This is a genomic window from Cryobacterium sp. 10S3, from assembly GCF_034344045.1.
Lineage (GTDB): Bacteria > Actinomycetota > Actinomycetes > Actinomycetales > Microbacteriaceae > Cryobacterium > Cryobacterium glucosi.
Map to the genome: position 1 here is coordinate 1,381,605 of NZ_CP133773.1, position 13,351 is coordinate 1,394,955.

13 protein-coding genes are annotated in these 13,351 nt (G+C 67.7%); 12 read left to right on the forward strand and 1 reads right to left on the reverse strand.

Annotation, left to right across the window (positions count from 1 at the left end):
• The first annotated feature begins 152 nt into the window (after nt 1-152).
• From ftsZ to RHM57_RS06455, 9 genes are all read left to right on the forward strand, one after another.
• Nucleotides 153-1,334 (forward strand): cell division protein FtsZ, encoded by a 1,182-nt coding sequence (gene ftsZ / locus RHM57_RS06415; protein ID WP_134446092.1) that lies wholly within the window; start codon nt 153-155, stop codon nt 1,332-1,334.
• Nucleotides 1,335-1,341: 7 nt separating this feature from the next.
• Nucleotides 1,342-2,034, forward strand: a complete 693-nt coding sequence (locus RHM57_RS06420) for a YggS family pyridoxal phosphate-dependent enzyme (RefSeq protein ID WP_322135936.1) — start codon at nt 1,342-1,344, stop codon at nt 2,032-2,034.
• A gap of 35 nt (nt 2,035-2,069) precedes the next feature.
• Entirely contained in the window at nt 2,070-2,606 is a 537-nt protein-coding gene (locus RHM57_RS06425; RefSeq protein WP_134446091.1) for a cell division protein SepF, read from the forward strand.
• 8 nt (nt 2,607-2,614) lie between these two features.
• Entirely contained in the window at nt 2,615-2,911 is a 297-nt protein-coding gene (locus RHM57_RS06430) for a YggT family protein (protein WP_134446090.1), read from the forward strand.
• A gap of 138 nt (nt 2,912-3,049) precedes the next feature.
• Complete coding sequence (locus RHM57_RS06435) at nt 3,050-3,676, forward strand: DivIVA domain-containing protein (protein WP_134446089.1); 627 nt, start codon at nt 3,050-3,052, stop codon at nt 3,674-3,676.
• Nucleotides 3,666-4,292: a signal peptidase II gene (gene lspA, locus RHM57_RS06440; protein WP_322135935.1), complete on the forward strand. Its 627-nt coding sequence runs from the start codon at nt 3,666-3,668 to the stop codon at nt 4,290-4,292. Before RHM57_RS06435 ends, lspA begins: the two co-directional genes overlap by 11 nt.
• A gap of 8 nt (nt 4,293-4,300) precedes the next feature.
• Entirely contained in the window at nt 4,301-5,221 is a 921-nt protein-coding gene (locus RHM57_RS06445) for an RluA family pseudouridine synthase (protein ID WP_134446087.1), read from the forward strand.
• 107 nt (nt 5,222-5,328) lie between these two features.
• Nucleotides 5,329-8,796, forward strand: a complete 3,468-nt coding sequence (dnaE, locus tag RHM57_RS06450; RefSeq protein WP_416172975.1) for a DNA polymerase III subunit alpha — start codon at nt 5,329-5,331, stop codon at nt 8,794-8,796.
• A gap of 85 nt (nt 8,797-8,881) precedes the next feature.
• Nucleotides 8,882-9,670 (forward strand): lysophospholipid acyltransferase family protein, encoded by a 789-nt coding sequence (locus RHM57_RS06455; RefSeq protein WP_134446085.1) that lies wholly within the window; start codon nt 8,882-8,884, stop codon nt 9,668-9,670.
• A 27-nt stretch (nt 9,671-9,697) separates the two neighbouring features.
• Here the strand turns inward: RHM57_RS06455 and RHM57_RS06460 are convergent, their stop codons facing one another.
• Nucleotides 9,698-10,252, reverse strand: coding sequence for a flavin reductase family protein (locus RHM57_RS06460; protein WP_322189664.1), 555 nt, complete (start codon nt 10,250-10,252; stop codon nt 9,698-9,700).
• A gap of 73 nt (nt 10,253-10,325) precedes the next feature.
• Here RHM57_RS06460 and hisD point away from each other — a divergent pair, with 73 nt between their 5' ends.
• From hisD to RHM57_RS06475, 3 genes are all read left to right on the forward strand, one after another.
• On the forward strand, nt 10,326-11,630 hold the full coding sequence (gene hisD, locus RHM57_RS06465; protein WP_322135932.1) for a histidinol dehydrogenase: 1,305 nt from the start codon (nt 10,326-10,328) through the stop codon (nt 11,628-11,630).
• A 170-nt stretch (nt 11,631-11,800) separates the two neighbouring features.
• Nucleotides 11,801-12,292 (forward strand): transcriptional regulator NrdR, encoded by a 492-nt coding sequence (nrdR, locus tag RHM57_RS06470; protein WP_322140787.1) that lies wholly within the window; start codon nt 11,801-11,803, stop codon nt 12,290-12,292.
• Between the two features lie 3 nt (nt 12,293-12,295).
• Nucleotides 12,296-13,324, forward strand: coding sequence for a quinone-dependent dihydroorotate dehydrogenase (locus tag RHM57_RS06475; protein ID WP_322140788.1), 1,029 nt, complete (start codon nt 12,296-12,298; stop codon nt 13,322-13,324).
• Nucleotides 13,325-13,351 lie beyond the last annotated feature (27 nt).

The window sequence follows — 13,351 nt, forward strand, 5'->3', positions numbered from 1 at the left end:
TCCGCACGGTGATTTTTCCGGGGTTGTTCGCGACACGCGGGCGCGCCTCCCCGGAGGGGGATGCGTGGCGCTTACCTTCGAAATCAGGAATTGCATACTCAGCATAACTTTAAACTTCGACCAGAGGTTTAGGGTTCCACCGGAGGCCGGACGTGTCAACAACAAACCAGAACTACCTCGCTGTCATCAAGGTTGTTGGAATCGGCGGCGGCGGCGTCAACGCTGTCAACCGCATGATCGAACTCGGCCTCCGTGGCGTCGAGTTCATCGCCATCAACACCGATGCCCAGGCGCTGCTGATGAGCGACGCCGACGTCAAGCTCGACGTCGGTCGCGACCTCACCCGTGGCCTCGGCGCCGGCGCGGACCCCGAGGTCGGCCGTCGTGCCGCCGAGGACCACGCCGAAGAAATCGAAGAAGCCCTCGCGGGAGCCGACATGGTCTTCGTGACCGCCGGCGAAGGCGGCGGCACCGGCACCGGCGGCGCACCCGTCGTCGCCCGCATCGCGAAGTCCATCGGCGCGCTCACCATCGGCGTCGTCACGAAGCCGTTCGGCTTCGAGGGCAAGCGCCGCCAGGCCCAGGCCGAGGCGGGTGTCGCCTCCCTCAAGAACGAGGTCGACACGCTCATCGTCGTGCCGAACGACCGCCTGCTGGAAATCAGCGACCGCGGCATCAGCATGCTCGAGGCCTTCGCAACGGCCGACCAGGTCCTCCTCGCCGGCGTGCAGGGCATCACCGACCTGATCACGACCCCCGGTCTGATCAACCTCGACTTCGCCGACGTGAAGTCCGTCATGCAGGGCGCGGGTTCCGCGCTCATGGGCATCGGCTCCTCACGCGGTGCAGACCGCGCCATCAAGGCGGCAGAACTCGCCGTCGCCTCCCCCCTGCTCGAGGCGTCCATCGACGGCGCACACGGAGTGCTCCTCTCGATCCAGGGCGGCTCGAACCTCGGCATCTTCGAGATCAACGACGCGGCCCGCCTCGTCCAGGAGGCCGTGCACCCCGAAGCCAACATCATCTTCGGTGCCGTCATCGACGACACCCTCGGTGACGAGGTCCGGGTGACGGTCATCGCAGCAGGCTTCGACGGCGGAGAACCCGGTGTCAAGGCCGTCGAGGTGCGCCACGCGGACCTCGTGGCCGCGGGTGTCGCCGCCGGCGCCGTCTCCGCTACGGCGGATGCTGCATCGGGCGGCGCTGCGAGCGTCTTCGGCACCGAAGAGGCAAGCGTCGCGACCTGGTCCGCCGGAGAAGCAGGGACGGCCGTCGCCGACCCGGCCTTCGAAGAAGACCCCGACGACCTGGACATCCCCGACTTCCTCAAGTAAACCCATCGTGACCGAATTGCGTCCTGAGCCGTCCGGCCTCGCCGGGCGGCTCGACGTCGTGCGCGAACGGGTCGCCTCGGCCGCCAGGGACGCGGGCAGGGACCCGGCGGACGTGACGACGATCGTCGTGACCAAGTTCCATCCCGTCACGATGATCGAGGAACTCCTCCGGCTCGGTGTGCACGACTTCGGCGAGAATCGCCACCAGGAGGCCCAGGAAAAGGCCGGCGCCCTGGCCGGCCGCGACCTCACCTGGCATTTCGTCGGCCAGGTCCAGGGCAAGAAGGCCCGGCAGGTGCGCGCATACGCTCACGTCGTGCATTCCGTCGACCGGGCGTCCCTCGCGACGGCCCTCGGCTCTGCCGATTCGTCCATCGACTGCTTCATCCAGGTGAACCTCACGGACGACCCCGCTCGCGGGGGCGTCGATCCCTCCGGGCTCGATGCGCTCGTCGAGCACGTGCTCGGCACGCCGGGATTGGGCTTGCTCGGGCTCATGGCCGTCGCCCCGCTCGGGGCGGAACCGGCAGCGGAGTTCGCCAGGGTCCGGTCACTCGGGGAGGGCATCCGAAGGGCCGCGCCCGAGGCGCGATTCCTGTCGATGGGCATGTCGCAGGACTATCCGGAGGCCATCCGCGAAGGGGCGACACACCTTCGAATTGGCACCGCAATCACCGGGAATCGCCCGACTCTCGGTTAATCTGAGTACGAAGAATCACCAACACGGAGGTCGAGATGTCCAACCCGCTCAAGAAAACCATGGTTTACCTGGGGCTGGCAGACGAAGAGCTGGAGTACGAGGCGCCCGTCGCCCCACCCGCGGCCGATCAGAATGCCGTCTCGAATTCCGCCCAGCCGAAGACCGCCGCGCCGCACCAGGCCGGCCCGTCCGCGACGCGCGTCGAGGGCTCTCACGGCACCAATGGCCGCGCCCCGGTGACCCCGCTGCGCAAGACCTCCACTCCCAAGAATGTGGCTGCCTCAGAAATGAATGAAATCCTCACCGTCCACCCGCGCCAGTACCGCGATGCCCAGCTGATCGCGGAATCCTTCCGCGAGGGCATTCCGGTCATCATCAACCTCTCCCAGATGAGTGACGCCGACGCGCGCAGGCTCATCGACTTCGCAAGTGGCCTCTCCCAGGGCCTCTACGGCAAGATCGAACGTGTCACCGCCAAGGTGTTCCTGCTCTCGCCGTCCCACATCGTCGTCTCGGGCGACAACGCCGCCGAGGAGTCCGACACGGAGTCGTCCTTCTTCGCGCAGTCATAGTCTCGGCCGTGTTCGTCGTCACACTGCTCGCCTGGATCATCTACTACGCCCTGCTGTTGTATTTCTTCGTCATGTGGGGACGCTTCATCGTCGACCTCGTCCGCAGCGTCAACCGCTCGTGGCGCCCGCAGGGAATCACGCTCGTTCTGGTCGAATTCATCTACGTGGTCACCGATCCACCGGTCAAATTCTTCCGGCGCATCCTGCCGCCACTGCGGGTCGGCCCGATCGCATTCGACTTCGGCTGGAGCCTGACCATGCTCTGCACGATCATCGGCATGGGCGTCGTCGGCGCTCTCCGGTAGTTCTCGCGTCCGTTCCGGAGTGCGGCATGTATTCTTGATCGAGGCGTCCCGGGTTCGCGTGTGCAACACGCTCCGTCCGGTAGCGTCAATTATTCGTTCGACAAAAAGTTCTCAACTGAGTTTTAAGGGTGGAAAGCCATGGCGCTAACTCCGGAAGATGTAGTCAACAAGCGGTTCCAGTCGACCAAGTTCCGTGAAGGATACGATCAGGACGAGGTGGATGACTTCCTCGACGAGGTCGTCGTGGAGCTTCGCCGCCTGACTGCCGAAAACGAGGAGCTCCGCGCCGGTGTCAGCACCGAAGCCGGAAGCACTCCCGTCGTCGCCCCCGTCGAAGCCGTCAAGGCTCCCGAGGTCGTTCCCGCGCCCGTCGTCGTTCCCGCGGTCGTCGCCGCAGCGGCTCCCGTGGCCGAGCCGATCGACGAGACCGCCGGCACCACGAACCTGCTGCAGCTGGCCCGCCGCCTGCACGAGGAACACGTCAAGGAAGGCGCCGAGAAGCGCGACGCCCTCATCGCCGAGGGTCACGCAACCGCGGCCCGCCTCGTTGCGGAGGCCGAAGCCAAGCAGCGCGCGCAGAACACGATCCTGGACAAGGAACGCTCCGTCCTCGAGAACAAGATCGACGGGCTCCGCACCTTCGAGCGCGAATACCGCCAGAAGCTGAAGAGCTACATCGAGGGCCAGCTGCACGACCTCGACGCTGCCTCACCGGTCGGCGCCGAGAGCGCGCAGAAGCCGAGCTACCAGGGCTTTGGCTCCTAAGGTCCGAACGAAAGGGCGATCCAGCGCGCTCATCGTTCTGGGCCTCGCCGCGCTGGGCGTCTATGCGCTCGACCAGACGGCCAAGTTCCTCGTCGTCAGTTCGCTGACCGAAGGAAGTACCGTCCGGGTTCTGGGGGATGTGCTGCAATGGCACTACGTCCGGAACCCGGGCGCGGCGTTCAGCCTCGCCACCGGCATGACGTGGATCTTCACGATCATCGCCGCGGCGGTCGTCGTGTTCATCGTGATCTTCGCCGGGCGCATCCGCTCCCTGGCGTGGGCGCTCGTCTTCGGCCTGCTCCTCGGCGGCGTGCTCGGAAACCTCACCGACCGGCTTTTCCGGGAGCCGTCCTTCGGCCTGGGCCACGTCGTCGACTTCATCACGACACCCTGGCTGATCCCCGCCATTTACAACGTCGCGGACGCGTCGATCGTCACGAGCATGGTGATCTTCATGATCCTCACCATCCGCGGCATCGGCCTCGACGGACGCAGGGCCGTGCGCGAGCCGGCCGGCACCGCCCATGATGCCGATCCGGCCGACCCCGGCTCGACCCCGGCACCGCCCCTGCCCGCCGAAGGCACCCCGGCAACACCCACCCAGTTAGCACCCTGATTCCCCCCATGGAAACCCGCTCCCTCCCCCTTCCGGACGGCCTCGCCGGCGTTCGCGTCGACGCCGGCATCGCCAAACTCCTCGGTTTCTCCCGCAGCTTCGCCGCAGAGGTCGCCGAGGCAGGCGGTGTCGCGATCGACGGCGTCGTGGTCGGCAAGTCCGACCGCCTGCACGCGGGAAGCTGGCTCGAGGTGAACTGGCAACCGAAGGACGCTCTCGAAATCGTTCCGATCGAGGTCCCAGACCTCACGATCGTCTACGACGACGAGAGCATCGTCGTCGTGAACAAGCCCTCAGGTGTCGCGGCCCACCCGAGCGTCGGCTGGACGGGCCCGACGGTTCTCGGCGCGCTCTCCGCCGGCGGCTACCGGATCGCGACCTCTGGGGCCTCGGAGCGCGCGGGCATCGTGCATCGCCTCGACGTGGGCACGAGCGGACTCATGGTCGTCGCGAAGTCGGAGACGGCGTACGTCGCCCTCAAGAAGGCCTTCCACGACCGCGAGGTCGAGAAGATCTACCATGCCGTCGTGCAGGGCCATCCCGACCCGAGTGCAGGCACGATCGACGCGCCCATCGGCAGGCACCCGCGCTCCGACTGGAAATTCGCGGTCATCGCCGGCGGCAAAGACTCGGTCACCCACTACGAGACCCTCGAGGCCTTCCCCTCGGCGTCCCTGCTCGAAGTGCACCTGGAGACGGGACGCACCCACCAGATCCGGGTACACATGGCCGCCCAGCGGCATCCGTGCGTCGGCGACGCCATGTACGGTGCAGACCCCTCGATCACGGCCAGGCTGGGACTCACCCGGCAGTGGCTGATCGCCAAACAGCTTGCGTTCTTCCACCCGGAATCCCGGGAATGGGTCACCTTCTCCGCCGAATACCCCGCGGACCTCGAGCATGCCCTGACCGTGCTCAGGGATGTCTAGGCCAGGAACACCACACACCATCTACCGGAGCATCCGTGTCGAATACCACTAGCGCGAACGGATCGAATGATTCTTTCGTGCACCTGCATGTGCACAGCGAATACTCCATGCTCGACGGAGCCGCGCGGGTCAAACCGCTGATCAAAGAGGCCGTCGAACAGGGAATGCCCGCGGTCGCCATCACAGACCACGGCAACATGTTCGGCGCGTTCGACTTCTGGAAGTCCGCGACGGACGCCGGCATAAAGCCCATCATCGGTACTGAGGCCTACATCACCCCCGGCACCGACCGGCGGGACAAGACCAGGGTCAAATGGGGCACGAGCGGCCAGAACCGCGACGATGTCGGCGGCAGCGGCGCGTACACGCACATGACGCTGCTCGCCGAGAACACCGCGGGCATGCACAACCTCTTCCGGCTCTCGACGAAGGCCTCACTCGAGGGCTACTACTTCAAGCCCCGCATGGACCGCGAGCTGCTGAGCGAGTTCTCGAACGGCCTGATCGGCACGACCGGCTGCGTCGGCGGCGAAGTGCAGACCCGCCTCCGTCTCGGCCAGTACGACGAGGCGAAGAAGGCTGCGGGGGAGCTGAGGGACATCTTCGGACCGGAGAACTACTTCTGCGAGATCATGGACCACGGCATCGACATCGAGCGCCGCACCATGAGCGAGCTGCTCCGCCTCGCCAAGGAGCTCAACCTCCCGCTCGTCGCCACGAACGACCTGCACTACACGCACGCCCACGATGCGACGGCGCACGCCGCCCTGCTGTGCGTGCAGTCGGCGTCGACCCTCGACGACCCGAACCGGTTCAAGTTCGACTCAGACGAGTTCTACCTCAAGACCGCGGCCCAGATGCGGCACCTCTTCCGCGACAACCCGGAAGCCTGCGACAACACGCTCCTGATCGCCGAGCGCTGCGAGGTGAAGTTCGACACCCAGGCCAACTACATGCCGCGCTTCCCGACCCCGGAGGGTGAGAACGAGGAAAGCTGGTTCGTCAAGGAGACCGAGCTCGGCCTGGCCCGCCGGTACCCGAACGGCATTCCCGCCGAGGTGCGCACCCGGGCAGACTACGAGGTCGGCATCATCGCCCAGATGGGCTTCCCCGGCTACTTCCTCGTCGTCGCGGACTTCATCATGTGGTCCAAGACGAACGGCATCCGGGTCGGCCCAGGGCGCGGATCGGGAGCCGGGTCGATGGTCGCGTACGCGATGGGCATCACCGACCTCGACCCGCTCGTGCACGGCCTGATCTTCGAGCGGTTCCTCAACCCGGACCGCGTCTCCATGCCTGACTTCGACGTCGACTTCGACGATCGTCGCCGCGGCGAGGTCATCCACTACGTCACCGAGAAGTACGGCTCCGAGCGCGTCGCCCAGATCGTCACCTACGGCACCATCAAGGCCAAGCAGGCCCTGAAAGACTCCAGCCGGGTACTCGGCTTCCCGTTCGGGATGGGCGACAAGCTCACCAAGGCCATGCCGCAGCCGATCATGGGCAAGGACATGCCGCTCACCGGCATGTTCGACAAGGACCACCCGCGCTACCGCGAGGCCGTCGACTTCCGCGCGATCATCGAGACGGATGCCGAGGCCCGCACGGTCTTCGACACCGCGCTCGGCCTCGAGAACCTGAAACGCCAGTGGGGCGTGCACGCGGCCGGCGTGATCATGTCGTCAGACCCGCTGATCGACATCGTGCCCGTGATGAAGCGCGAGGCCGACGGCCAGATCGTCACCCAGTTCGACTACCCGGCGTGCGAGTCCCTCGGACTGATCAAGATGGACTTCCTCGGGCTCCGCAACCTCACGATCATCGACGACGCCCTCGACAACATCGCCGTCAACCGCGGCCACCGGCCCGTGCTCGAGGACCTCGGCCTCGACGACCCCATCGCATACGAGCTGCTCGCCCGCGGTGACACCCTCGGCGTCTTCCAGCTCGACGGTGGCCCGATGCGCGCACTGCTCCGCCTGATGAAACCCGACAACTTCGAGGACATCTCCGCCGTCATCGCGCTCTACCGGCCGGGGCCCATGGGCGCGAACTCGCACACCAACTACGCGCTGCGGAAGACCGGGCAGCAGGAGATCGTGCCGATCCACCCCGAACTCGAGGAAGCCCTCAAGGACGTCATCGGCACCACATACGGCCTGATCGTGTACCAGGAACAGGTCATGTCGATCGCGCAGAAGCTCGCCGGCTTCTCGCTCGGCCAGGCCGACCTGCTGCGCCGGGCCATGGGCAAGAAGAAGAAATCGGAGCTCGACAAGCAATTCGCCGGGTTCTCCGCCGGGATGAAGACCAACGGGTACTCCATGGAGGCGGTGAAGACCGTCTGGGACATCCTGTTGCCGTTCTCCGACTACGCCTTCAACAAGGCGCACTCCGCGGCGTACGGCGTGGTCAGCTACTGGACCGCCTACCTCAAGGCGCACTACCCGGCCGAGTACATGGCGGCCCTGCTGACGAGCGTCGGCGACTCCCGCGACAAGCTCGCGCTCTATCTCAACGAGTGCCGCCGGATGGGCATCCAGGTGCTCCCGCCGGACGTCAACGAGTCCATCGGCTATTTCGCGGCCGTCGGTCCGGACATCCGCTTCGGGCTCGGCGCCGTGCGCAACGTCGGCTTCAACGTCGTCGATGCGATCCGCGCCTCGCGCGACGAGAAGGGCCGTTTCGAGTCCTTCCACGATTTCCTCCGCAAGGTGCCGATCCAGGTCGCCAACAAGCGCACGGTCGAATCCCTCGTCAAGGCCGGCGCCTTCGACTCCCTCGGAGCGACCCGCCGGGCCATGGTCGAGATCCACGAGGGCGCCGTCGAGTCCGCCGTGAAGATCAAGCGCGACGAGGAACACGGCATGGTCGGCTTCGACTTCGACAGCCTCTTCGACGACCCGCAGGAGACCGAACAGGTCCCGGACCGTCCGGAATGGAGCAAGAAGGAGAAACTCGCCTTCGAACGCGACATGCTCGGCCTCTACGTCTCCGACCATCCGCTCGCCGGCCTGGAGATCCCGCTCGCGAAACACGCCTCGACCTCCATCGCCGACCTGCTCGCCTCCGAGCAGACCCAGGACGCTGACACCGTCACGATCGCCGGCCTCATCACGAGCGTCCAGCACCGGATCGCCAAGAAGAGCGGCAACCAGTACGGCATCATCCAGGTCGAGGACTTCGGCGGCGACATCGACGTGATGTTCATGGGCAAGGCGTACCAGGAGTTCGCGCCCGCGCTCATCAACGACTCGATCGTCGTGGTGCGCGGTCGGGTGAGCCTCCGGGACGACGGCATGAACATCCACGCATACAGTCTCTTCGCGCCGGACCTCGGACAGACCGGCGACTCTGGCACCCTCGCGATCACCCTCGCAGAGGCGCGCGCGACGACCGACACCGTCACCGCGCTCGGCGACGTGCTGATCCGGCACCGTGGCTCCTCGGAGGTGCGGCTCAAGCTGATCAAGAACGATTCGGCCCGCGTCTTCGAACTGCCGTACCAGGTCACGATCAGCGCAGACCTGTTCGGCGAGCTCAAGAGCCTGCTCGGCCCGTTCTGCCTCAGCTAGAGGTCGCCGTCCCAGCCGAGCCGGCCGCGTCCGCCGCGCCGGGCGCATAGCCCGTCGGCTATGCGCCCGGGAATAGCCTTGGACCATGACACGTCGCACGAGCGAACCGTTCTACACCCCGGCCATCGTGGCCGGCCGGGCCATCTTCGGGGTCTTCCGGCTCAAGGCTGCGGCGACCGGCTTCGAGAACCTCCCCGATACCGGGGGAGCCGTCCTGGCGATCACGCACTTCGGCTATGCCGACTTCGCCCTCGTCGAATGGCAGGCCTGGCTGCACAACCGCAGGCACATCCGCTTCATGGCCAAGAAGGGCGCCTTCGACAAGCCCGTCGTCGGCTGGCTGCTGCGCGGTATGCACCACATCAGCGTCGACATGCAGGCGGGGGCCGCAGCATACGGCGAGGCCGTGGCCGCCCTGCGCGCGGGTGAACTCCTCGGGGTGTTCCCGGAAGGCGGGGTCAACGCCTCCTTCACCGTGCGCGAGCTCAAGTCCGGCGCGGTCCGGATGGCGAGGGAGGCCGGCGTCCCGGTGATCCCTGTCGCGGTCTGGGGCGGCCACCGGCTGCTGACGAAGAACCACAAGCCCACCCTGCGGGAGGCGTACCGGGTGCCGATCCGCTTCTCCGTGGGAGCGCCGTTCGAGCTCGACCCCGCCGTCGACGCCCAGGAGCTCACCGCGCAGCTCCACGACACCCTCCAGGCCATGGTCGACGAACTCCAGGCCGGGTATCCCGTCGACGGTTCCGGCCAGTGGTGGCAGCCGCGCCATCTCGGCGGCGCGGCTCCGACCCCGGAGGAGGCTGCGGTCGTCGAGGCAGAACGCCAGCGACTCCGCGCGCTCAAGCGCACTGCCGCGACACGCGACGACGCCTGACCCGGCCAACGGGTCGTTCGCCTCGGCTCAGAGCGCCGCTTCCGGTCCGGGCACCCGGTACATCCGCTCGTGGTAGAGCAACGCCTCGTCTTCGTCGCCGAGGCCGCCCTCCTCGATCTGGACGACGATCACGGCGCCGTTGTGCACAGAGACCCGCTCGATGATGTGGCCGACCATCCAGCTCGTCACGTCGTTCAGCACCGGCAGGCCGTGCGGACCCTCATGCCAGTGGTCACCGGCGAAGCGCAGGGCGTTCGGCCCGCTCATCCGCTCGGCGAGGGCGCGATTGCGTGCGCCAAGGGTGTGGATGACGACGCGGTCCGTCTCGGCGATCGCCGGCCAGGAGCTTGCCGTCCTGGCCATGTTGAAGGTCGCGAGCGGCGGCACGGACGACAGCGAGGCAAGTGAGGTCGCCGTGAAGCCGACGGGGGTTCCGTCGGTCTGGCGCGCCGTCACGCACGCGACACCGGCGGCGTGGCGCCGGAACGCCTGCTTGAACGCGGCGAGGTCGAGAGGGGCGTTCGGATCTCCCTCGAGCCGGGGAACGGTCGGTGTTTCGCGGATGTCGTTCAGTTCGTTCATGTCACTTGCCCCAAGGTCTGTGAAGGCCACCCTATTCCCGTGTGATGGATGTTGGTGGCTAGGCTGGTCAGATATGATCCAGAGACTTGACCTACGAGGCACCCGGCCGACGCCGGCCGAACTGCTCGCCACGATTCCGCGCGCCGTCACCGATGTGACCGCCGCGAGCGCCGTGGCCGCCGAGCTCATCTCCGACGTCCGCGCGCGCGGCGAGGCGGCGCTCTACGACCAGGCCGAACGGCTCGACCGGGTGCGCCCTGACGCGCTCCGGGTCCCGGCCGGCGACATCGCCGACGCCCTGGCCGGGCTCTCGCCCGAAGTGCGCATCGCCATCGAGGAGACCATCCGGCGGGTCAGGCTCGCGAGCGAGGCCCAGGTGCCGCCGCACGTGACCACGACCATCGACGAAGGAGCCGTGATCACCCAGCGGTGGCAGCCTATCCGTCGCGTGGGCCTCTACGTGCCGGGCGGCAAGGCCGTCTACCCTTCGAGCGTCGTGATGAACGTCGTGCCCGCGCAGGTCGCCGGGGTCAGCTCGATCGCGCTCGCCTCACCGCCGCAGCAGGCGTTCGGCGGACGCGTGCACCCGACCATCCTCGCCGTCGCCGGGCTCCTCGGCGTCACCGAGATCTACGCCATGGGCGGCGCCGGCGCTGTCGGCGCGTTCGCATACGGGGTGCCGAGCCTCGGCCTCGACCCCGTCCAGCTCGTCACCGGCCCCGGCAACGTCTACGTCGCCGCCGCCAAGCGGCTCGTCCGAGGCGTCACCGGCATCGACGCGGAAGCCGGCCCCACCGACATCCTCGTGATCGCCGACTCCGGCGCAGACCCGCTCCTCGTCGCGGCCGACCTGGTCAGCCAGGCCGAGCACGACGAACTCGCGGCCGCCGTGCTCGTCACCGATTCGGTCGAGCTCGCGGATGCCGTCACCGCGCGACTCGCCGTGCTCGCGGTGACAACCCCTCACGGTGAGCGGGTGACCGCCTCGCTCTCCGGAACCCAGTCCGCGATCGTGCTCGTCGACGACCTCGCCGCCGCCGCCGCATTCAGCAACGCCTTCGGGCCGGAGCACCTCGAGATCCAGACCAGGGACCCGCACGTCGAACTCGCGCTCATCGAGAACGCCGGGGCCATCTTCCTCGGCCCGAACTCACCGGTGAGCCTCGGCGACTACTCAGCGGGCTCCAACCACGTGTTGCCGACCGGCGGCCAGGCCCGGTTCTCGTCCGGCCTCGGGGCGTACACGTTCCTCCGCCCGCAGCAGGTCGTCGAGTACAGCAGGGACGCACTCCGCGGTGTCGCCGCCAATATCGCGGCGCTGTCGGACGCCGAGGATCTCCCCGCGCACGGCGCGGCCGTGACCGCCCGCTTCGCCTGACCCGAACCGATTCGACGGAGATTGTGTCCGGAAGCCACGGGGGAGTGCCGTTCCGGGGTGTTTCAGACCGAGCGCCCGTCGAATCGGTCAGGGCGTCGGGGCGAGGGTGTGGCGCGACGCGCCCGGGCGACGGCGAATCCCCCGGAAAGGGGCGCTAGGCTGGCAGCACAATGTTCTGCCCGTTCTGCCGCCACCCGGACTCCCGAGTCATCGACTCGCGCACGAGCGACGACGGACTTTCCATCCGTCGCCGTCGCCAGTGCCCCGAATGCGGTCGCCGGTTCAGCACGACGGAGACCGCGAGCCTCAACATCGTCAAGCGCAGCGGCGTCGTCGAACCGTTCAGCAGGGACAAGATCGTCACCGGTGTCCGCAAGGCCTGCCAGGGGCGGCCGGTGACGGACTCCGACCTCGCCCTCCTCGCCCAGCGCGTCGAGGAGACCATCCGCCAGACGGGTGCCTCCCAGGTCGCCGCGAACGACGTCGGCCTCGCGATCCTGCCGCCGCTGCGTGAACTCGACGAGGTCGCCTACCTCCGCTTCGCGAGTGTGTACCGCGCGTTCGACTCCCTCGAAGACTTCGAGAGCGCCATCGACCAGCTCCGCAGTGAACACGAGGAGAGTCTCCGCAACGGGGCCCTCGGCGACGAGCCCGAACTGTAGCCGGTGTACCCCTTCTTCTTCCGGCACGTGCTCGCGCGGCTCGACCCCGAGCGCGCACACCACCTCGCCTTCACGGTGATCCGTCTCATTCCGAGCCGGGGCATCGGGCGGCTTGTCCATGCGTTCACCCGGCCGAGAACCGACCAGGCCGTGCACACCCTCGGCTTGCGCTTCGATTCCCCGTTCGGCGTCGCCGCAGGCTTCGACAAGGACGGCCTCGCCGTGATCGGCCTGGGCCGCCTCGGTTTCGGCCACGTCGAGGTCGGCACGATCACGGCGCTGCCGCAGCCGGGAAACCCGAAACCGCGGCTGTTCCGGCTGGTCCCCGACCGCGCCGTGATCAACAGGATGGGCTTCAACAACCAGGGCGCTGCAGCGGCAGCAGTGCGCCTCGCCCGGGTGGGTTCGATCGCTGGACGGCCGGTGCTCGGCATCAACATCGGCAAGAGCCGCGCGACCGCGGTGGACGACGCCACGAGCGACTATCTCGTGAGCGCCAGGGCCCTCGCGCCCCTCGCCGACTACCTCGTCGTCAACGTGAGCTCGCCGAACACCCCCGGCCTCCGCGGCCTGCAGGAACTCGACCAGCTGGCCCCGCTTCTCACCGCCGTCCGGGCGGCGTCCGGGAGCACCCCCCTGCTCGTCAAGATCGCCCCTGACCTTCGCGACGAGGAAGTCACCCGCATCGCCGAACTCGTCGTGCGGCTCGGCCTCGACGGCATCATCGCGACCAACACGACCATTTCACGCGAGGGTCTCTCGACGGATGCCGCCAGGATCGAGGCCATCGGAGCCGGCGGCCTGTCGGGGGCCCCACTCCGGGCCCGCTCGCTCGCGGTACTGCGCCTGATCCGCGCGAGCGTTCCCGCCGGCCTCTGCGTGATTTCCGTCGGAGGAATCGACACCGCCGCCGACGTCGCCGAGCGGCTCGATGCCGGGGCGACCCTCGTCCAGGGCTACACGGCGTTCCTGTACCGTGGCCCGCTCTGGGCGCGCCAGGTCAACCGCGGCCTCGACCGGCTCCGCGCGTAACCTCCCCGCCTGACGTCAGCGGCCGGT